This is a genomic window from Pelatocladus sp. BLCC-F211, assembly GCF_041928655.1.
Lineage (GTDB): Bacteria > Cyanobacteriota > Cyanobacteriia > Cyanobacteriales > Nostocaceae > Pelatocladus.
Genome location: NZ_JBHFLM010000050.1, coordinates 1 through 19,600, shown reverse-complemented (window position 1 = coordinate 19,600; position 19,600 = coordinate 1). Strand labels below are relative to the sequence as shown.

Sequence of the window (19,600 nt, the reverse complement as noted above, 5' to 3'; positions counted from 1 at the left end):
AAAAAAGTTGGTCTAGCAGGAGTATGCTAGACCAGCTAAAGACTTTATCAATTTAAAACCTATTTTCATACTCAAATACTGCTTGAGTATCACCAGATAAATCAGTGGAAGTACGTAGACGTAATTCCGAATTAAAACGGTAATTCAAACCAAATTGTGGTGGTTCGTCACTCGTCAGAACTTTGAGAGCAGAAAAAGAAATATTACGCGAAACGTCAATCCCTGCTTCCGCAGCCAGATCCATCGAAAAATTTCTCTTTGTTGCTTGTGGATTATCAGGATCATCGGCAGCGACAGTGGGAAACACACGTAGTTCACTTAAACCAAAAGCGTTTCCGATTTGGTTAAAAGTTCGTTGAATATTCAAAGCCGAACCTGCTAAATTCACAAGTCCTAAAGTGCTATCGCCACGTCCCAATGTTTGTACAAAACCACCCCCAAGTAAAGCAACTAATTCTGTTTGATTGCGGGGAGGATTGCTGGTGAGTTCGAGATTTTGGTTGAGTTGGTTAGCTGGGCCATCGATTCTGGCTTCGACACGGACTGTATTTACAGGTTCAAAGGATGTAATGATTTCATCACTGATTTCAGAGGAAAAGGGTGAAGTAGTTACTTGGGAAGGATTGACATCTAAGACGTTAGCAAAAAGGCGAATATCTAAATCAGGGTTTTGATTTCCTCTAAAAGTCGCTTTATTTTGATAACCACGGGTGAGGTTAAATTGAGTAGTAAATAAATTTACATCTCCGCCCCGTAGCTGAATAGTTCCTTCTGGTTCTGGTTCATTAAATGAACCATTGACTTTCAAAGAACCGGTAGCGCCGAAACTGAGAATTGGTGGTAAGGCAATTTCTACATTTTTGCCTAATACCAACTCTAAGTCATTAAATCGCGTGGCTGTATTGTTATTTTCAGATTTTTCTGGCTTATTTGTTTTGGCATAAGTAATTTCTTGACCATTATTGCCCGCATTTATGGCGTTGTTAGCTGATTCTGTAATGAGAACCTGACCATCAGCTAGTTTGAGATTACCGCCAATCACTGGACTTAAAGCAGAACCAGTAATCTGCAATTTACCACTAACTCCTCCTTGATAGCGTCCCTTCAAATTCACTGCTAACTTATTCAAAGACACAGTAAAGGGATTATCAATTTGTTTTTGTGAGTTAATGAAAATGGGAATTTCCCCTTTAGCCACCACATTACCCTGACTAAAATTGCCGTAGAGGTTTTCAACTCTAATCCGGTCAAAATCAAACTGAGCCTTTCCTGTGACATTAGTCAATTTTTCTGGTAAAGCCTGCGCGGAAAATGTGGCATTTTTGACAGCAGCAATACCATTAACGATTGGCTGTTCTCTTGTACCGCGTACAGTCAGATTGACTTGTCCTTCTCCGTTTTCAAAAGCGACCTGATCGGTAAACAAGTTTAAAATTGCTAGACCTTGGTTTTTCACCTGCACATCCAGATTGATTTGATTACTATCTGGTGCTGCACTAGCAAAAGGTAGTTTAGCAGGAACACTCCCGGTAATGGTAACAGGTTCAGAACCAGCAACCATGAGGCTACTGCCAAAATTTAAGCGTCCATCGTTATAACTAAAACTAGCAGCAGCCGATTCTATACCTTTTCGATTCAGAGTTCCTTGTGTAACTTGCAATTCTCCTTTGGCTTGAGGATTTTTGACACTGCCTGCTAATGTTGCTGTAGCGTTGATATTACCTGTTGCACCCACTGGTAAATTGACATAATTACTTAAAATTTCTACAGGGAAATTTTTCACCCGTAACTGGCCAGATTGTTCTGTACCGCCAATGTTACCTGTAAAGGCAAGCAGTTTATCTTCAGATTCCAGCCGCAAAGGTAATAACCTGAGAACACCATTTTCAAATTTACCGCGAGCAATGATTTGCTCTACTGTATATCTCCGATTGGGTTCGCTTTTTTGTCCCCAGACAAAGTTTTGGCCGTCTAATTTAAAGTCTGCTGCTAGTCCGTTTGCTGTCGCAGTATCAAGATTAATCTCACCGTTAAAAGTCCCTTGTAAATCTGCTAAATCTGGTACTAAGGAAGCATCACGCCGTTGTTGTTGCTGTTGGGCGATGAGTGCTTTAATTTCGGAAAAGCGTCGGATTTGATCTAATACAGGTTGATCTGCAAAACCTACTGACACGGTGTTGAGGTCACTAGCACTACCGTAGGTTGGCGTAGATGTCCCCCGCTGAAAATCTTGTAGTTCAAAAAACTGGAGTGTTGTTAATATATCTTGGATTTCACCTTGGCTAATATTGAGTTTGCCTTTGATTTGCGGAGTTGTCGTTGTAGGTGTAAATTCACCAGTAAAAGCATAGCGACTGTTACCTTTGATTAAGGCGCTATCAGTCAAGCTTACCTTACCAGCTTCATAGCGGAATTGAGCTTGTAAGCGATCGCCTTTAATCCTACCAACTTGTGGTTGTGCGATCGCCGCATTTCCGACTACTGCTAATGTGTTTTGATTAATCTGAAAATCTCCACTCAGTGAACCTGTTACTTCCCCTTTACCCAAATAAGTATTCGCAGGTACTGGCAAATTCAATATATTTAAGGGAAAATTTACGACTTTTGTGACTAAATTTTCACCCTGTGCTTGACCAGTTGCCAAAGCTTGTTGCCATTGTACAGTGAAGGAATGAGGACGATTATTGGCATCAAGATTGAGAGCAATTTTGTCACGCTTGCCAGTAACATCCAAATTTACACCACGTCCTACCACTGATTGAATGTTACCATTTAACGCTGACTCAAAAGCCAATTTGTTAACCTTCAAGTCTCGCAGCGCTAGTTTTCCTATCAAATTTGGTACAGGTAAATTACCAGTGATTTGCCCATTAAAATCAGCTTTTCCAGCCAAATCTACAGATTCAGGCAACTTTAACGGCAAATTTTGCAGATTGTAATTTTGGGCTTGGACATCAAGATTTAACTCCGTAATTTCCGGTATGTCACCTGGATTGGTATTGGCTAATATGTAACCACTGGCATTTAACCCAGGGGCTGTTGCTCGTTCAACGAGCAACTTTTCTCCATTCCAACCGACAACCGCCGTCAGTGGTCGATCAATCCCCGCTAGACCTTGAGAAAAGCTTACCTTACCTGTTGCCCGGACATCTGCGAAGTTAGAACTTGCTAAATTCCCAGTCACTTGGGCTTTACCGCCAAATTCACCCTCTAACTCCTGCTGAAACCGATTTAATGCCACACCCGCCGCGTTCACTACAGCCTGATAACGACCGTTAGCGACTTGGATATTTGTGGCTGTGAAAGTGCCATTAGCAACATTGAGTTTTGCTTGACCTTGAGCTTGGATTGTCTGTGGTTCAAAGGATTCAACAGAACCAATTACGTTGAGTTCACCAGTAACTGGACCGTGTAATTGCGTAATTAACGGTGTTAAATCTTGTAGCGGAGCGTTCTTGGCTTGCAATTGTGCCTGATAAACACCGTTAGCTACTTGAATATTTGTAGCAGTTACTTTCCCACTGCTAACAGCTAAACTGGCTGAACCATTTCCACGTAGGGTTTTGAGGTCAAAATTATTTGTATTACCCGATATTTGGAATGTACCCGCCATCGCAGCTTGTAATGCTGGTTTTAAGGCGGGGGCTGGTTTTTTCAGCAAACGCGCCAACCTTACACCATTGGCTACCAGTTTGGCAGAAAAAATATTTTCCCCCAGCTGGATGTTAGAAACTGCTACCGTACCATTTGCGACTTTAACTTTGGCATTCTCGGTGCGAATTTTAGCCAGTTTCAAGGGTGCAGAACTGCCAGAGAGAAACAGACGACCGTTGAAGCGGGCATCATCAAGATTTATATTTTCTAGTTGTTTGGGGTTGACAAAAGGTTCTACTTGTACATCATTAGCATCAGCCACTGCTTGCCAATTCTGATTATTCCAACTGCCGACAGCTTGAACTTTACCACCAGCGACACTCAAAGCAACATTACGAAAATTGAGGGTGCGATCGCTATTGACCACAACTTCACCTGTGGCTGGATATTGGGCTTGAGGGGCTTGGAATTGGACTGTTGTTTGCACATTGTCGGTATTACCAGTCATCTGGGCTGTACCAGAAACAGTACCGACTTTTAAAGTGGATTGAGAGTTGTAAAGAACAGCGATCGCATCACCAGGAACATTCTTCGCAGATAAATTAAAATCTAAACGGGGAACTGTCCCCAACTCAACCTTTCCAGTACCGATTAGTTCACCACCAACTTTAGCTTTACCTTGAATGTCTTTAAAGACAATCACTTCCTCTTTTGGTGCAAACTCAAACTTACCACTCGCACTTTCAAAATCAACTTTATCAATCTGGGCTGTCTTGTTAGTATTAACAATACCTGTAATAATCGGTTCGGTCGTTTTTCCTGTAAACTGCAAATCTGCTTGCACTTCCCCTGCTACAGGTACAGGTAGTTTGAGTTTAAGAGTTTCTTGCACATTAGCGACATTGACACCATTGACACGCCCTGCCAATTTGTAACCAGCTTTAGTGTCAATAATACCGTTAGCGATTAATGGGATTTTGCCGTAGCTGCCGATCACATTGTCAAGTTTAATTTCTGTGCCTTGAAACCGCAGCCTTCCTTGAGAATTGAGAAACGGTTGTGGAACTTTCGGAACTTGAAACTGAACCGTTTGCAAATCAACGCTACCAAATAACATCGGCGGCTGAATTTGCCCAATTTGAAACTGCATCTGCAAATCGCCATTGACTCGACCAGCTTCTAGCACGAGTGGTAACTTAACCAAGCGCGTCACATCAGAGGCTAGCAACTCTTGTCCACGTATTTGTAAATTTGTAGCCCATGTTTTTGGACGAATATCTCCTTTCAAGCCAACATTACCACCACTGTTTGGTTTTCCTGTCAAGTCCAACCTAATTACTTGGTTGTTTTCTAACAGTTGGGCAGTTCCGCTTATTTGTGAAAATGAGACTGGGGAGGAGAGGGGAGGAGACAAAGGAGAACTGGGATTACCAGACGCTGGGAATATTTGATTTATATTCCCCTTGTCTCCCTTGTCTCCCTTCTCCCCCGTATCTTGTATATCTCTCTTGCGTGGTACTAATACCAATTGGGCATTGCGGAACCGTATTTTATCTAAATCTGTTTGAATTAGTTCGCCCTGACCTCGTTTTTTGATAGTGGTTGTCAGCCAACGCCCTTGTTGATCCTGTTCTACGTAAACGTCTGGGTTAACTAGGGTGACATCCAATTTCAGGTGATGCTTAAAAACTAACTGTAATGGTTCAAAACCAACTTCTACAGCTTCGACTACCACATGATCTGCATCTGTGGGTGTCGCAGGAATAGTTGAAGCTCCAAACTTTACTCCCGTCAGCGAAAATCCTTTAACTTCTCCAAGGTTGACTGGACGGTTGAGTGTAGTAGTAAGATTTTTTTCTGCTAACGGTGTTAAATCTTTCTGGATAAAATTCCATAACCGCCAAGTACCACCTACAAGTCCTATTAGTAAAATGCCACCTATAGCGATGCCACTACGACCCAACACCAGCAACCATAAATGCTTGTTGCTAAGGCTAAGGATTGGAGATTTACAATTTTGCTGGGGAGATTTACTCATGAGGTTTTCGTTTATTAGTTAGCCGAGTTGGAGAGGCACACTAGTCGTTCATCATCTTAAACATTGATGGGTGTAAGTCGGTAAAAGTTTAAAGGTGAAAGGCTAAGTTCCTTGACCCTTTGTTTCACACTTACCTCTTAAACTTTTCGCGATCGCTCTGTTGGCTGACAATGCTATTACTGAGATGCATAACCAATTTTGGCTTTGGAGTTTGAGAATGGCGATGATTTGAGAAAAGCAAAAAGAAGAATTATCATGCGTTTTGTAACACGCAGTTCGTTATGGCTAGCTAAATATTTAATATTCTTTAGTATTCGAGTTATTCGCGATAGTTTCACATTCCAAGCTGGAATTGTTGAGATTTGCTGACAAGCAAACCTGAATCCTAGCAACAATTTGTTAATGATTAACAAACTATGTGGATTATATGGATTATCGCTGTTAAGTCAAGAAAAAAGGCATTAATCTATACCATCTAATTTAATTTCTAAAATTTAAAATCGGTATACCTAGTAATACTGATATAGCTAGCACAATTTGAGACGCTTATTTTGTATAAATTTATATAAGTATACAAAATTATATCAATTCACTTTTTAATTCCTGTTGTGGCAATACCTTGAATCAGTTGACGCTGACCAAGGAGAAATAACAATAAAATCGGTACAGTGGCTATAGTTACTGCCGCCATTAGCAAAGGCCAGTTATTGGTAAATTGCTCTTGAAACTCAGCCAAAGCTAGCTGTACAGTTCTCAATTCTGGTTTTGTAGTAAATACTAACGGCTTAAATAGATCATTCCATTCACCGATAAAGGTGAACAAAAACAACGTTACCAAGGCTGGACGTGCTAGAGGTAAGATGATTTGCCACAAGATTTGTAAGCGGTTGGCCCCGTCTATTGCTGCTGCTTCTTCCAACTCTACAGGAATTGTTAAGAAGTATTGCCGTAACAAGAAGATACCAAAACCATTAGCTGCTGTTGGTAAAATCAAAGCCCAGTAAGTGTTAATTAGATGTCCCCATTTCAATACCAAAAATATCGGAATCACGAGTAATTGAAAGGGAATCACTAGTGTTGCTAACACAAACAGTAGCAATGCTTGTCTACCGCGAAATTTCAGCCTTGCTAGGGCATAACCTGCCAATGCAGAAGTCACAATCTGAAAACCTGTGACAGCCAATGCTACTAAACTAGAATTAGCAAATGCCAGCAATAATTTACCTTGTTGCCAAGCTTCACGGTAGTTAGCTAAAGACCAACCGTTTTGAGGGAACAGAGTCGGAGTAGTGCCAGACGGTGTAAAAGATGTTAAGAAAACTACAAAAAGTGGTAATAAGACAATCAAGACCCCTAACAAAAGTATTCCCAAACTCCATAAAGAGGAAGATTTAAGATTCCATAGTGGCTTGGACATGAATTGAATTCAGATTCAACCATTTGTTTTTTGTTACTAGAGCGAGGCTCATTCCACAGGAGCTACGCTAACGCTCCCGGCAACAGCTAATCTAAACTATAGTGACTTGTTAAGTTAAATTAAACCACAGTGAGTAAAAATAAGGATGTGTAGGTAAACGATGAAAGATGAAGGCAGATTCAGTTATCAGTCACCAGTTATCAGTTATCAATTGCTAACTGGTGACTTAGCCTGCGGTAAACCACCCAAAGGGGGTCTACACTGATTTCATCCTTCATTAGTTGACACATACCCTCCGGGAATTCACCCTCTGGGTGTTTTACACCCTGAGATCACCATTGCCCTACTTTCATAGGGTTAAATACAATTTTGGTATCCAATGTATCATATGTTCAGGAGTGAACGTACAATGCAGCAGCTAGCAGATCAAGCTGAAATCGATTTCAAGAGCGAAACCTATAAAGACGCCTATAGTCGGGTGAATGCAATCGTGATTGAAGGGGAACAAGAAGCGTATGAAAATTATTTGAAACTTGCTGAACTGCTGAGTGAACACAAAGATGATCTAATTCGTCTTTCCAAAATGGAAAGTCGCCACAAAAAGGGATTTGAAGCCTGTGGACGCAATCTCCAAGTAACGCCAGATAGGTCGTTTGCTAAACAATTTTTTGCCCAATTGCATCAAAATTTTCAAATAGCAGCACAAGAAGGCAAAATCGTTACTTGCTTGCTAATTCAATCTTTAATTATCGAATGTTTTGCGATCGCAGCATACAACATCTATATACCTGTTGCTGATGATTTTGCCCGTAAAATTACTGAAGGTGTTGTTAAGGATGAATACAGTCACCTAAATTTCGGAGAAGTTTGGTTAAAAGAACACTTTGAAGAATCAAAAGCTGAATTAGAAGAAGCAAATCGCCAAAATCTTCCTATTGTTTGGCAAATGCTTAACCAAGTCGCTGATGATGCTGAAGTATTGGGAATGGAAAAAGAAGCGTTGGTAGAAGATTTTATGATTCAGTACGGTGAAGCCTTAAGTAATATTGGCTTCAATACCCGTGATATCATGCGTCTTTCTGCTTACGGACTCAGAGCCGCGTAATCCCAAGGTAAAAGTTAAAAGGAAAAAGGTTAAGACTTTGACCGTGCCAATTTGAGATTTTGGAGCCACTGCGTTGCTCTTCCAGAGTTGTAGCACGTAGCGTGATTTTGGACATGTGGATTTTGGATTGAATTCAATCTAAAATCGCAAATCTAAAATCTAAAATATTGATTTTGATTGGCCTTTTAACTTTTATCTGCTCATGGTATGAATCACTATCCAGAATTTTTAAGGGTTAGTAATTTCTTTTCCACTAACCGCTCTGATTTTAGATGACAGATTGAAGATTGTTTTTTTGGTATGAGACCATTGCTGTTTCCAATTTAGGTCATAAATTCCAAATCTAAAATCCAAAATCCAAAATCCAAAATCCACTGCCACCACGCTTTTAAAAAAGCATACGCCTAATAGAACAGTTCATGTTTGGTCTAATCGGACATCTTACTAGTTTGGAACACGCACAAGCGGTAGCCAGAGACTTAGGCTATCCAGAGTACGCAGATCAAGGTCTAGATTTTTGGTGCAGCGCCCCGCCTCAGATTGTTGATCACATCACTGTAACCAGCGTCACTGGTCAGAAAATAGAGGGAAAGTACCTAGAATCGTGCTTTTTGCCGGAAATGCTGGCAACCCGTCGGATCAAAGCAGCTACACGTAAAGTCCTTAATGCTATGGCTCTTGCTCAAAAGCATGATATAGATATTACGGCTTTGGGCGGATTCTCCTCGATAATTTTTGAAAATTTTAATTTAGAGCAGTTCAAACAAGTCCGCAACATCGAACTAGAGTTTGAACGCTTCACCACAGGAAATACACACACTGCTTACATTATTTGTAGACAAGTAGAACAGGCATCAAAACAATTAGGGATTGAACTGTCGAATGCTACTGTTGCTGTGTGTGGAGCCACTGGAGATATTGGTAGTGCCGTTTGTCGCTGGTTAGACACAAAAACAGATGTCAAGGACTTACTGCTAATTGCCCGTAACCAAGAACGCCTCACAAATTTGCAAGCAGAATTAGGACGGGGAAAAATCCTAGCTTTGGAAGAAGCATTACCCTTTGCTGACATTATAGTTTGGGTTGCTAGTATGCCCAAAGGTATGGATATCGATCCGACAGAGTTGAAAAAGCCCTGTTTGTTGATTGATGGCGGCTATCCAAAAAATTTAGCTACTAAGATCCAGCATCCTGATGTGTATGTTCTCAATGGTGGCATTGTGGAACATTCTCTTGATATTGACTGGAAAATCATGAAAATTGTCAACATGGATGTTCCAGAACGGCAGTTGTTTGCTTGTTTTGCAGAATCAATGCTGTTGGAATTTGAGAAGTTGCATACGAACTTCTCTTGGGGACGTAATCAGATTACCGTAGAAAAGATGGAGCAGATTGGTCAAGTATCGGTAAAACACGGATTTAGACCGCTTTTGGTGTAGGGATGGGGGAAGGTGGGGCCCCCTCTGGGGAACTCGGGGCCCCCACTCCCCCAAGGGAGTGGGGATTAGGGGCGAAGGGGCAACGGGGATCAGGGATCAGGGATCGGGGATTGGAAAGGAGGACAAGGAGGACAAGGAGGACAAGGGAGAATAATTTAACAAGTCTCTTACCAATGCCCAATTCCCAATTCCCAATGCCCAATGCCCAATTCCCAATCCCCAATGCCCAATTCCCAATTCCCAATCCCCAATCCCCAATCCCCAATCTCTATTCTCTATTCCTAAAATATGGCAACTACTGAACGCAAACCATTACTGTTGGATTTTGAAAAGCCTTTAGCAGAATTAGCAAATCGGATTGATCAGATCCGTCAACTTGCGGAAGAAAATGGCGTCGATGTTTCTAGTCAAATTCGTCAACTGGAAACACGTGCTATGCAATTACGTGAGGAGATTTTTACTAGTCTATCGCCATCGCAGCGCCTGCAAGTTGCTCGTCATCCTCGTCGCCCTAGTACTCTTGATTATATTCAGGCTATTACTGATGAGTGGATGGAGTTGCATGGCGATCGCTGTGGTTCTGATGATCCAGCTTTAATTGGTGGTGTTGCTCGTTTGGGAGGGCAACCTGTGGTGATGTTGGGTCATCAAAAAGGACGTGATACCAAGGATAATATTGCCCGTAATTTTGGTATGGCAACCCCTGGAGGCTATCGCAAGGCGATGCGATTAATGGAACACGCCAATAAGTTTGGGATGCCTATTCTAACTTTTATTGATACACCAGGAGCTTTACCCACTGTGGTAGCTGAACGACAGGGAGCCGGAGAAGCGATCGCTTATAATTTGCGCGAGATGTTTAGTCTGGATGTACCAATTATCTGTACAGTGATTGGTGAAGGTGGCTCTGGTGGAGCGCTCGGTATTGGTGTTGGCGATCGCGTACTCATGTTTGAACACTCGGTTTATACCGTGATCACCCCAGAAGCTTGTGCTGCTATTCTTTGGAAAGACGCCAGCAAAGCTCCCCAAGCAGCAGCAGTTCTCAAAATGACTTCTCACGATCTAAAAAACTTGGGCATTATTGACCAAATTTTGTCAGAACCCATTGGCGGCGCTCATTCTGACCCCCTCAAGACTGCTCAAATTCTCAAAAGTGCTTTATTAGATAATCTAGATGAATTGGGGCGTCTCAGTGCTGCTGAACGTCGGCAACTACGTTATGATAAATTCCGCAAAATTGGTGTTTTTACTGAACTTTCCCACTAAGGATACTGAAATTCTTGATTAGCATAACAGCAATGCTATAATTGCCTATGGTTCTTAAAGATTTTTAACAATCTTTTTAACCATAGGCATTTACGTTATTGGCAAATCAACTCAGTTTCAAAGAGTGATTTGTGTTGCTTGTGCTGTTGCCAATAACCAAACTTAAGGGTGCAACCTTGATTACCAAACAAAAATCCCGATTTTGTCTGGTAAAACAGATTAAGTATATGCCCGTACTGGCATTTGTCAGGCATAATTAATCAATTTTTTAGATTTGCTTAATCTTAGGAGTAAATTTAAAGATTTGAATAAAGTAATTGGCAATGTGATTTTATCTGCCAAAGAATTTGGAATTTATAGCATGAGTTTTGAGCAGAAACAACGCGCCCTGATTACCGGGGCAAGTAGTGGTATTGGTAAAGCGACTGCTTTGGCCTTTGCAAAAGCAGGAGTTGATGTTGCCTTGGTGAGCCGTTCTATTGATAAGTTAGCAGTAGTAGCAGAAGCAGTGCAGCACACGGGAGGAGTGAATGCAAAAGCTTATTCCGTGGATTTGGCTTGTGTAGACCAAGTGCAAGCACAAATTCAGGCGATCGCTCATGACTTTGGTGATATAGATATTTTGGTAAATAATGCTGGCATGGGTTATGTTGCTAGTCTGACCCAAACTTCCCTATCTGACTGGCAAAGGGTGTTAGATTTAAATCTCACCAGTGTGTTTCAGTGTATTATGGGAATCTTGCCGGGAATGCGCGATCGCCAAACAGGCACCATCATCAACGTTGTATCAATTGCCGGCAAACAAGCGTTTCCCAATTGGGGAGCATACTGCGTTAGTAAAGCAGGTCTTCTAGCTCTTTCTCAAACTTTGGCACAAGAAGAGCGCCCCCACGGTATCCGTGTTACTGCTGTATGTCCTGGTGCAGTCAATACCGAACTCTGGGATACTGTCGGCGCTGACTTTGATCGCTCAAAAATGCTATCTCCAGAAATTGTAGCCCAGTCGATTGTACACACTGCATTGTTGCCACAGCAAGCAGTGATTGAGGAGTTGACCCTGATGCCTAGTGCTGGCGTCCTTTAACACTTATCAGTTATCGGTAAACACTGATGACTATTCGCTGTTCACTGTTTTTATCACACAGTCATTCATATTTCAAACTTATTCAAGACTCATACCATGACTATTGCTAGCTCCAACGGTTCCAATCGTTTTCAATCTCCTTTGGTTCCCGACTTAACAGAAGCCATTACCACTAGACCCGACCGCAACACTCATGATGGGCGAGAACCAGACTTGCACCCACCGCAAGAAGAACAAATGGATGAGATGGTGGAAGCTGTACGGACACTACTGTTGGGTGTAGGAGAAGATCCAGAACGCGAAGGATTACTGAAAACACCAAAGCGAGTGGCAGAAGCCATGCGGTTTTTAACCAGTGGCTACAACCAGTCCTTGGAAGAAATCGTCAATGGAGCGATTTTTGACGAGGGACATAGCGAGATGGTGCTAGTCCGAGATATTAATGTTTTTAGCTTGTGCGAACACCATATGTTGCCATTTATGGGCAAAGCTCATGTTGCTTATATCCCGAATCAAAAAGTCGTAGGATTGAGTAAGCTTGCTCGGATTGTCGAGATGTATTCTCGTCGCTTGCAAGTACAAGAAAGATTAACTCGCCAAATAGCTGAAGCGGTTCAGACGATCTTAGAACCGCAAGGTGTTGCTGTTGTCATTGAAGCCACTCATATGTGCATGGTGATGCGGGGTGTGCAAAAGCCAGGTTCATGGACTGTCACTAGTGCAATGGTTGGTGTATTCCAGGAAGAACACAAAACCCGTGAAGAATTCTTCAATTTGATTCGTCACCAAGCGGCGATATTTTAGGGATCGGGGATCGGGGACAAGGGAGCAGGGTGCAGGGTGCAGGGTGCAGGGAGACAAAGGAGAATAACCAATCCCCGTTCCCCGTGTCCCCGTGTCCCCGTGTCCTCGCGTCCCCGCGTCTGGTGTGTCCCCGTGTCTCCTATCCCCTATCCCCATTCCCCTATCCCCGATCCAATTTCTCAAATAATTCAGCGACTTTCTCCAAATCTTTGTCTCCAGGTGCGCGTTCTACTCCACTGGATAAATCAATGCCATTGGGATTTATTTGACTTAGAGCTTCTAAAATATTGTTGGGTGTCAGTCCTCCTGCTAAAAACCAAGGGCAACTGGGCTGAAATTGTTGTAATATCTGCCAATCTAAAGTTTTACCAGTACCACCTAACTGCTGAGGATGATAGGCATCAAGTAACAGTGTATTTACGCAGAGATTGTAGATAGCTGCTTTGTCTAAATCTGTGGCTGTGCGTATCCTCAAGGCTTTAATAATTTCTACCTGGAGTAGAGACTCACGCAATTGTTGACAAAATTCTGGTGATTCATCTCCATGCAACTGCACTCCTGTTAAACCACCATCAACAACAGTCTGCCTGATTTGCTCAACGGACGTGTTAGCAAATACACCTATGGTGTCGATTTGCTTTGGCAGGTTTTCTACTACGGCCCGAATTTGATCGCTATTAACATAACGGGGTGAAGTGTTAACACAAATAAATCCCAATGCTGTCGCACCCAAATCAGCGATCGCTTTTCCTTGTTGTGGTTGAATGATACCGCAAATTTTAATCCGCATAAAAATTTCCGAGATTTTTTCCAATAGAAAAAATTAGTTTTTCCCTAGCAATCTTATAATTTGTGTGGTCTACATCAATTTTTTCCTATAGGAGACAAAAGCTTGATGTCATCAATCTTACTAGCAGCCGCAGCCGTAGTTCCTCCAACACCCGAATGGAGTCCTAAAGTGGCACTGATTATTAGCATCACCTGTTTAGTGGTTGTTTTGCTAAGTTTCAGAATTGAAAAGCCCAAAGTTGGCCCAAAAATGCCTGGACTACCTTTGAGTGTTCCTGCCTTCATCGCTGCTATGGCTTTTGGTCATGTGATCGGCGTTGCTATTGTTTTGGGATTGACAAATATCGGTAGGATCTAGACTAAATTCGGAATTTCCAATTCCAAATTTACAATTGTTTCGGTCATCCTAATACTCGACCACAGGAATGATGCTGGGTTCGTAGTGTAGACGCGCCTTCTTCGGCTACCTTTGGAAGCCACTCCGTGTCTACCCATACGCCGTAAGGCGTTCCTGTAGGGTAGGGTACGCTACCGCGCTCATAGAGGACTAAAGTCCTTACTACAAACCCCTGTGTGGTGGACTACTAACCCAGGAAAGAGGATCTAACCTCTCTCAGGAATGAGGATAGACCACTTGATTGGATAGAGCATGGAATGGCTGTGGAGATGCGAGGTTTCATCAGAAATTTCGTGTTTCTACAGCTAAATCATTTATTCAAACAGGAAAAACAATTGTGATTTCATCAATTTTATTAGCCGTTCAAAGCACTGTCCCCAATACTTACACCACATGGGGTTTTACGGAATTTTTGTATATTACCGGCGCTTGTCTGTTGTGTCTTTTGATTATTCCCCGCGTCGTTTGGTATCCTCACGTGGGTCCGAAAATGCCATTACCTTTCCCTTCAGTTTTCAATAATCCTAGTGTTGCTACATTCTTAGCTGCGATGGCTGCGGGTCACATTCTTGGTGTTGGTGCTGTTTTGGGATTGACCAACTTGGGTGTTATTTGATCAGAAATTTTGGTGTAATACAAAAGCAGCAGATGTTTAAACCTTGGGATGGGCTGTGTCTGCTGTTTTTGTTTTGTGAGTTTATTGTGCTTGGCTGTAATTGTCTATTCTAGAAATATATATAGTTTGGCTTGACAAAATTTAATATTTTAGGAAATAAAAATGCAAACAAATACAAATTGGCGAATAGGGTCTTTATTTGGCATTCCTCTATTTTTAGATCCCTTGTGGTTTGTGATCTTAGGGTTGGCAACCCTTAACTTTGGTGTAGCTTACCAGGAATTAGGGACTGTCTGGGCTTGGAGTGCAGGAGTAGCCATGGCACTACTGCTGTTTGCTTCAGTGTTGTTACACGAGTTGGGTCACAGCTTGGTGGCGCGATCGCAAGGTATTAAAGTTAATTCTATTACTTTGTTTTTGTTTGGTGGGATTGCTGCGATTGAAGAAGAATCGAAAACTCCTGGTAAAGCCTTTCAAGTGGCGATCGCTGGCCCAGCAGTTAGTATTGCCCTATTTTTGCTGTTACGGCTGGGGGCTGATGTATTACCTGATACTAGCTCGCTGCGAATCATGATTGGAGATTTAGCGAGAATTAATTTAGTCTTAGCCTTATTTAATTTGATTCCTGGCTTACCTTTAGATGGAGGACAGGTGTTAAAAGCAGCAGTATGGAAAGCTACAGGTGATCGCTTTCAAGCCGTACACTGGGCAGCAAAAACAGGACAAATTTTAGGTTATGCTGCGATCGCTCTGGGCTTGGCAGTAGACTATTTTACAGGTGAACTAGTTACGGGTTTGTGGATTGCTTTATTGGGTTGGTTTGGTATCCGCAACGCCACGACTTATGATCGCGTCACGATTTTACAAGAAACCTTGTTAAAGTTAAAAGCTAGTGACACCATGACTCGCAATTTTCGCATAGTCGATGCTAACCAGACTTTACGTTCATTCGCCGATTTATATTTATTAGAAACAACTCCTGTACAGGTTTATTTTGCTGAATCCGATGGACGTTATCGGGGTATGGTTGCCATTGATGACTTGCGAACAGTAGAAAGAAGTGAATGGGAAACCAAGACTGTGAATGCGATCGTGCATCCCTTGACGGAAATTCCTAGTGTTGAAGAATCAACTAATATCGCGGAAATTATTAACAAGCTGGAAAACGAACATTTACCCCGCGTTACCGTGCTTTCGCCTGCGGGTGCTGTTGCGGGTATCATTGACCGAGGGGATATTGTCCGAACACTGGCGCAAAATCTGGGTTTGCGGATCACTGATGCTGAGATTAAGCGAATTAAAGAGGAAGGAAGTTATCCACAGGGTTTGCAGTTACAGGCGATCGCAAAGTCAACTACAAACTCACAGTAATCACTATTCCCTGTTCCCTCTCAAAGATTAGCCGCTTTTTGAATTAGCCATTCATACCAATTTTCTAGCCCAGTTCCTGTTAATGCTGAAACTTGAAAAATCTGAATTTGGGGATTGACCTGCTGGGCATACTCTATACATTTTTGCACATCAAATTGGACATAAGGTAGCAAATCAATTTTAGTGAGAAGCATCACTTCACTAGCACGGAACATGTGAGGATATTTAATTGGTTTATCTTCCCCTTCTGTCACAGATAGAATCACGACTTTGAGGTTTTCTCCTAAATCAAATAAAGCCGGACAAACCAAATTACCAACGTTCTCAATCATCACAACTGAGTCTAGTGGCGGATTAAGTTGTTGTAGTCCTTTTTCGATCATGGTTGCATCAAGATGACAGCCTGTACCTGTGTTAATTTGAACAACTTTACAGCCTGTTTCTTGAATTTTTTTTGCATCGTTGATAGTTTCTTGATCGCCTTCTATCACACTAATATTTAACTGGGTTTTTAAATCATTGATGGTGCGAGTTAAGAGGGTAGTTTTACCAGCACCCGGAGAACTCATAAGATTTAATGCGAGGATATTTCTGCCTTTAAACCATCCTCGATTTTGAGCAGCTATTAAGTTATTTTTAGCTAAAATATCTTGTTCTAATGATATTGTTGTGCCATGGATTTTGGCATGAAGATGTGATGCTGTTTGGTGAGTATGATCGTGACTGTGAGAATGAGTAATGATAGTGCCATCCGGTAAAGTGTGGGTGTGATGAGCATGATGATAGTTATGCTCGTTGACATCCATTGACGTTACTGTACCTGTTTCTAAATTAGAGATTTTAGCGCCATTATCATCAGAACAACCACAAGTTACACACATATTTCCTCTATTTCAATTTCTTTAATTTTCAGTTCTTGACCAGCAATTAAATCTATGTGTTTGCTACCACATTTACATTCACCAAAGGGCTGTTCTAGAGGAATTTCAGCACCACATTGGCGACATTTACCTAAGCCTGCTATTTCTAAAATTTCTAATTTTGCTCCTTCTAAAACTGTTCCTTGGGAACAAATGTCAAAACAAAATCGGATTGCATCTGGCATGATGGCTGAAAGTTTGCCTATTTCTAATAGTACTCGTTTCACTTTTGAAGCGTGAGCATGTTCGGATACAATTGCTACGATATTTTGGGTAATTCCTAGTTCGTGCATTTTTATTTTGCTATTTTTTTTAATTATGATTTGTCAAAAATGTTTTTGCTGAACAAACCACAAAATTGTAGAGACGTTGCAGTGCAACGTTTCTACATAAATATTATTAACAAATTCGTGGGAGTTGATCGCCGACAAGCATATCAACAATTCGTTCAGCACCAAAAAGAGTTTTTAATAAGACAATTCCTGCTGGTGAGGGAATTACTTCCCCGATTATACAAGCATCTTTTCCGGCTGGGTGGGATTTCATGGCTGATAAAACTGTGTCAGCATGTTCATTTTTGACTACTACAACTAATTTTCCTTCATTTGCTAAATACAATGGATCTAAACCTAAAATTTCGCAAACTCCTTTTACTTCTTCTCGAATTGGAATTGATTGTTCATCAAGGCGAATTGCGACATTAGAACTGAGGGAAAATTCATTTAATATAGTAGCTAAACCGCCACGTGTAGCATCCCGCATTGCATGAATTTCAGGACAAATATCAAGAATTGTTTTGACTAAATCATGTAATGGCTGACAGTCACTTTCTATATTCGTTTCTAATGCTAATTCTCCACGAGCGATGAGAATGGCTGTACCATGATTACCAATTTCACCATTAACTATGACTACATCTCCAGGTTGAATATTATGAGCAGAAATAGAAATACCTGCACGAATTACGCCAATACCTGTTGTATTAATAAATAATTTATCAGCTGCGCCACGATGCACAACTTTGGTGTCACCAGTAACAATTTGTACGCCAGCTTTATTGGCTGCAATTTTCATACTAGTAACAACACGGCGTAATGTTTCTATTGATAAGCCTTCTTCTAAAATAACGCTACAGCTAAGATATAGAGGTTTAGCACCACTTACCGCTAAATCATTGATAGTACCATTAACGGCTAATTCTCCGATGTTACTTCCAGGAAAAAATAAAGGATCGACAACATAAGAATCAGTTGTAAAAGCCAGTTTATTTCCTTGTTGGGTAAGACTCGCTAAATCAAAAGTTGCTTGGTCTTCTAATTGTGAAAGAATTGGATTATCAAACTTGCTGACAAAAACATCATCAATTAAATCGCGCATTGCTTTCCCACCACTACCATGTGCGAGAGTGATGTGAGTATCCTGGATTTTGCTGCGACGACGAACTGATTCAATTTTTTGAAACAGAGAATTTTTATCATTTGTCATTGGTCATTTGTTATTGGTCATTGGTCATTGGTCATGAATCAGTTAACAGTTTAATTTGATAACTGATAACTGATAACTGATAACTGATAACTGATAACTGATAAGTCCCCCTTGTCTTCTTTACTTCAAGCTGCTGTGTATCCACCATCTACAAATAAAACAGCACCAGTAATATAAGAAGATGCATCGGAAGCTAAAAAAACTAATGGGCCAATTAATTCTTCTGGCTTTCCACGACGCGCCATTGGTGTAAAAGTGATAATTTGTTTTTGCTTTTCAAGTTTTTCATGTTCTGCATTTGCACCGAGCATGATATTTTCAAAGTAACCAGGTGCGATCGCATTCACGCGGATATTTTTCGAGGCCCATTCCACGGCCATTACACGTGTCAGTTGGTTAATTCCACCCTTCGCAGCACTATAAGCAACTAAACCAGGAATACCGACAACAGAAGCAATTGAGGAAATATTAATAATTGAACCACCCGTTTTTTGCTTCATCATCTGGACAGCAGCAAATTGCGAACATTGAAAATGTCCCTTCAAATTCACATTCAAAATTTCATCCCATTCAGACTCAGAAACTGCTTCTGCGGGTTTGATAATGTCAATTCCAGCATTATTCACCAGAATATTAACTTGTCCAAACTCATTAGCTGCAAACTGAATTAAATCATTACAACTGTCACTCTCAGAAATATCAACAAAAGTTGCACTTGCAACTCCTCCAGAAGCTGTGATAGTTTGGGCGGTTTGTTTTGCTTCCTCAAAATTGCGATCGCCAACAATCACTTTCACACCCAATTCAGCCAAACCCACAGCCATCACTTTTCCTAAACCCCGCCCAGAGCCAGTAACAATTGCTACTTTCTCAGACAAATCAAATAGATTTTTTTGCATATATTATTACCAAATAAAGCCAAAAGTGAATTATCTTACTTTTAACTTTTAAAATTTTACTTTTGATTTAACTTTATACACCCTTCTCCACATGTTTTTCAGCATCTTTATCAATATCTAAAACACCACCTACAGCCCAATTTTCTCTTTCAAACTCATCAATATGTACAGTCACCCATTCCGGTTTAGTACCCATAGTTGCAACCAAAGCATCAGTAATTGCTTGCGCGTCTAAGTAGAACGGCGGAAATAATTCAAGGTTTGTAGTGAGGACTTTAGTCCTCAAATAAGGACTGAAGTCCTTACTACGAACTTAATTCCCAATTTTTTACATTCCTTAACATAGTTCGATTTATTCCCACCGACTTACTTA

General features: G+C 41.2%; 16 protein-coding genes. 8 read left to right on the top strand and 8 right to left on the bottom strand.

The features are described 5' to 3' along the window. Positions 1 to 52: 52 nt before the first annotated feature. Entirely contained in the window at positions 53 to 5,632 is a 5,580-nt protein-coding gene (locus tag ACE1AT_RS05080) for a translocation/assembly module TamB domain-containing protein (protein WP_374866211.1), read from the bottom strand. A 589-nt stretch (positions 5,633 to 6,221) separates the two neighbouring features. After that, positions 6,222 to 7,049, bottom strand: a complete 828-nt coding sequence (locus ACE1AT_RS05075) for a carbohydrate ABC transporter permease (RefSeq protein ID WP_374866210.1) — start codon at positions 7,047 to 7,049, stop codon at positions 6,222 to 6,224. 409 nt (positions 7,050 to 7,458) lie between these two features. Here ACE1AT_RS05075 and ACE1AT_RS05070 point away from each other — a divergent pair, with 409 nt between their 5' ends. The 5 genes from ACE1AT_RS05070 to folE all read left to right on the top strand — a co-directional run bounded on the left by ACE1AT_RS05070 (position 7,459) and on the right by folE (position 12,750). Continuing rightward, positions 7,459 to 8,154, top strand: a complete 696-nt coding sequence (locus ACE1AT_RS05070; protein ID WP_374866209.1) for an aldehyde oxygenase (deformylating) — start codon at positions 7,459 to 7,461, stop codon at positions 8,152 to 8,154. 419 nt (positions 8,155 to 8,573) lie between these two features. Then, on the top strand, positions 8,574 to 9,593 hold the full coding sequence (locus tag ACE1AT_RS05065) for a long-chain acyl-[acyl-carrier-protein] reductase (protein WP_374866208.1): 1,020 nt from the start codon (positions 8,574 to 8,576) through the stop codon (positions 9,591 to 9,593). A gap of 288 nt (positions 9,594 to 9,881) precedes the next feature. Continuing rightward, positions 9,882 to 10,862: an acetyl-CoA carboxylase carboxyltransferase subunit alpha gene (locus tag ACE1AT_RS05060; RefSeq protein ID WP_374866207.1), complete on the top strand. Its 981-nt coding sequence runs from the start codon at positions 9,882 to 9,884 to the stop codon at positions 10,860 to 10,862. Between the two features lie 361 nt (positions 10,863 to 11,223). Next, positions 11,224 to 11,946 (top strand): SDR family oxidoreductase, encoded by a 723-nt coding sequence (locus ACE1AT_RS05055; protein ID WP_374866274.1) that lies wholly within the window; start codon positions 11,224 to 11,226, stop codon positions 11,944 to 11,946. Positions 11,947 to 12,042: 96 nt separating this feature from the next. Then, positions 12,043 to 12,750 (top strand): GTP cyclohydrolase I FolE, encoded by a 708-nt coding sequence (gene folE / locus ACE1AT_RS05050; RefSeq protein WP_374866206.1) that lies wholly within the window; start codon positions 12,043 to 12,045, stop codon positions 12,748 to 12,750. A 160-nt stretch (positions 12,751 to 12,910) separates the two neighbouring features. Here the strand turns inward: folE and ACE1AT_RS05045 are convergent, their stop codons facing one another. Next, the gene (locus tag ACE1AT_RS05045; RefSeq protein ID WP_374866205.1) at positions 12,911 to 13,540 is read right to left on the bottom strand and encodes a phosphoribosylanthranilate isomerase; all 630 of its coding nucleotides are present in this window, start codon (positions 13,538 to 13,540) and stop codon (positions 12,911 to 12,913) included. Between the two features lie 105 nt (positions 13,541 to 13,645). Here ACE1AT_RS05045 and psaK point away from each other — a divergent pair, with 105 nt between their 5' ends. The 3 genes from psaK (at position 13,646) to ACE1AT_RS05030 (ending at position 15,923) form a co-directional block, all read left to right on the top strand. Next, positions 13,646 to 13,897 (top strand): photosystem I reaction center subunit PsaK, encoded by a 252-nt coding sequence (gene psaK, locus ACE1AT_RS05040; RefSeq protein ID WP_374866204.1) that lies wholly within the window; start codon positions 13,646 to 13,648, stop codon positions 13,895 to 13,897. A gap of 376 nt (positions 13,898 to 14,273) precedes the next feature. Beyond that, a complete protein-coding gene (locus ACE1AT_RS05035; protein WP_374866273.1) occupies positions 14,274 to 14,552 on the top strand; it encodes a photosystem I reaction center subunit PsaK in 279 nt (92 codons plus the stop codon). 162 nt (positions 14,553 to 14,714) lie between these two features. Further along, positions 14,715 to 15,923: a site-2 protease family protein gene (locus ACE1AT_RS05030; RefSeq protein WP_374866203.1), complete on the top strand. Its 1,209-nt coding sequence runs from the start codon at positions 14,715 to 14,717 to the stop codon at positions 15,921 to 15,923. Between the two features lie 20 nt (positions 15,924 to 15,943). Here ACE1AT_RS05030 and hypB read toward each other — a convergent pair whose 3' ends face one another. The 5 genes from hypB to ACE1AT_RS05005 all read right to left on the bottom strand — a co-directional run bounded on the left by hypB (position 15,944) and on the right by ACE1AT_RS05005 (position 19,513). Beyond that, entirely contained in the window at positions 15,944 to 16,804 is an 861-nt protein-coding gene (hypB, locus tag ACE1AT_RS05025) for a hydrogenase nickel incorporation protein HypB (protein WP_374866202.1), read from the bottom strand. After that, positions 16,795 to 17,136, bottom strand: a complete 342-nt coding sequence (hypA, locus tag ACE1AT_RS05020; RefSeq protein ID WP_374866201.1) for a hydrogenase maturation nickel metallochaperone HypA — start codon at positions 17,134 to 17,136, stop codon at positions 16,795 to 16,797. Before hypA ends, hypB begins: the two co-directional genes overlap by 10 nt. A 106-nt stretch (positions 17,137 to 17,242) precedes the next feature. Continuing rightward, on the bottom strand, positions 17,243 to 18,328 hold the full coding sequence (hypE, locus tag ACE1AT_RS05015; protein ID WP_374866200.1) for a hydrogenase expression/formation protein HypE: 1,086 nt from the start codon (positions 18,326 to 18,328) through the stop codon (positions 17,243 to 17,245). Between the two features lie 125 nt (positions 18,329 to 18,453). Continuing rightward, a complete protein-coding gene (locus tag ACE1AT_RS05010) occupies positions 18,454 to 19,227 on the bottom strand; it encodes an SDR family NAD(P)-dependent oxidoreductase (protein WP_374866199.1) in 774 nt (257 codons plus the stop codon). Between the two features lie 73 nt (positions 19,228 to 19,300). Beyond that, a complete protein-coding gene (locus ACE1AT_RS05005) occupies positions 19,301 to 19,513 on the bottom strand; it encodes a 4-oxalocrotonate tautomerase family protein (protein ID WP_374866198.1) in 213 nt (70 codons plus the stop codon). Between the last annotated feature and the right edge of the window lie 87 nt (positions 19,514 to 19,600).

Excerpts from the sequence above, each read along its gene's own strand:
- ACE1AT_RS05080 (WP_374866211.1), bottom strand. The coding sequence starts at position 5,632 with ATGAGTAAATCTCCCCAGCAAAATTGTAAATCTCCAATCCTTAGCCTT.
- ACE1AT_RS05075 (WP_374866210.1), bottom strand. The coding sequence starts at position 7,049 with ATGTCCAAGCCACTATGGAATCTTAAATCTTCCTCTTTATGGAGTTTG.
- ACE1AT_RS05070 (WP_374866209.1), top strand. The coding sequence starts at position 7,459 with ATGCAGCAGCTAGCAGATCAAGCTGAAATCGATTTCAAGAGCGAAACC.
- ACE1AT_RS05065 (WP_374866208.1), top strand. The coding sequence starts at position 8,574 with ATGTTTGGTCTAATCGGACATCTTACTAGTTTGGAACACGCACAAGCG.
- ACE1AT_RS05060 (WP_374866207.1), top strand. The coding sequence starts at position 9,882 with ATGGCAACTACTGAACGCAAACCATTACTGTTGGATTTTGAAAAGCCT.
- ACE1AT_RS05055 (WP_374866274.1), top strand. The coding sequence starts at position 11,224 with ATGAGTTTTGAGCAGAAACAACGCGCCCTGATTACCGGGGCAAGTAGT.
- folE (WP_374866206.1), top strand. The coding sequence starts at position 12,043 with ATGACTATTGCTAGCTCCAACGGTTCCAATCGTTTTCAATCTCCTTTG.
- ACE1AT_RS05045 (WP_374866205.1), bottom strand. The coding sequence starts at position 13,540 with ATGCGGATTAAAATTTGCGGTATCATTCAACCACAACAAGGAAAAGCG.
- psaK (WP_374866204.1), top strand. The coding sequence starts at position 13,646 with ATGTCATCAATCTTACTAGCAGCCGCAGCCGTAGTTCCTCCAACACCC.
- ACE1AT_RS05030 (WP_374866203.1), top strand. The coding sequence starts at position 14,715 with ATGCAAACAAATACAAATTGGCGAATAGGGTCTTTATTTGGCATTCCT.
- hypB (WP_374866202.1), bottom strand. The coding sequence starts at position 16,804 with ATGTGTGTAACTTGTGGTTGTTCTGATGATAATGGCGCTAAAATCTCT.
- hypA (WP_374866201.1), bottom strand. The coding sequence starts at position 17,136 with ATGCACGAACTAGGAATTACCCAAAATATCGTAGCAATTGTATCCGAA.
- hypE (WP_374866200.1), bottom strand. The coding sequence starts at position 18,328 with ATGACAAATGATAAAAATTCTCTGTTTCAAAAAATTGAATCAGTTCGT.
- ACE1AT_RS05010 (WP_374866199.1), bottom strand. The coding sequence starts at position 19,227 with ATGCAAAAAAATCTATTTGATTTGTCTGAGAAAGTAGCAATTGTTACT.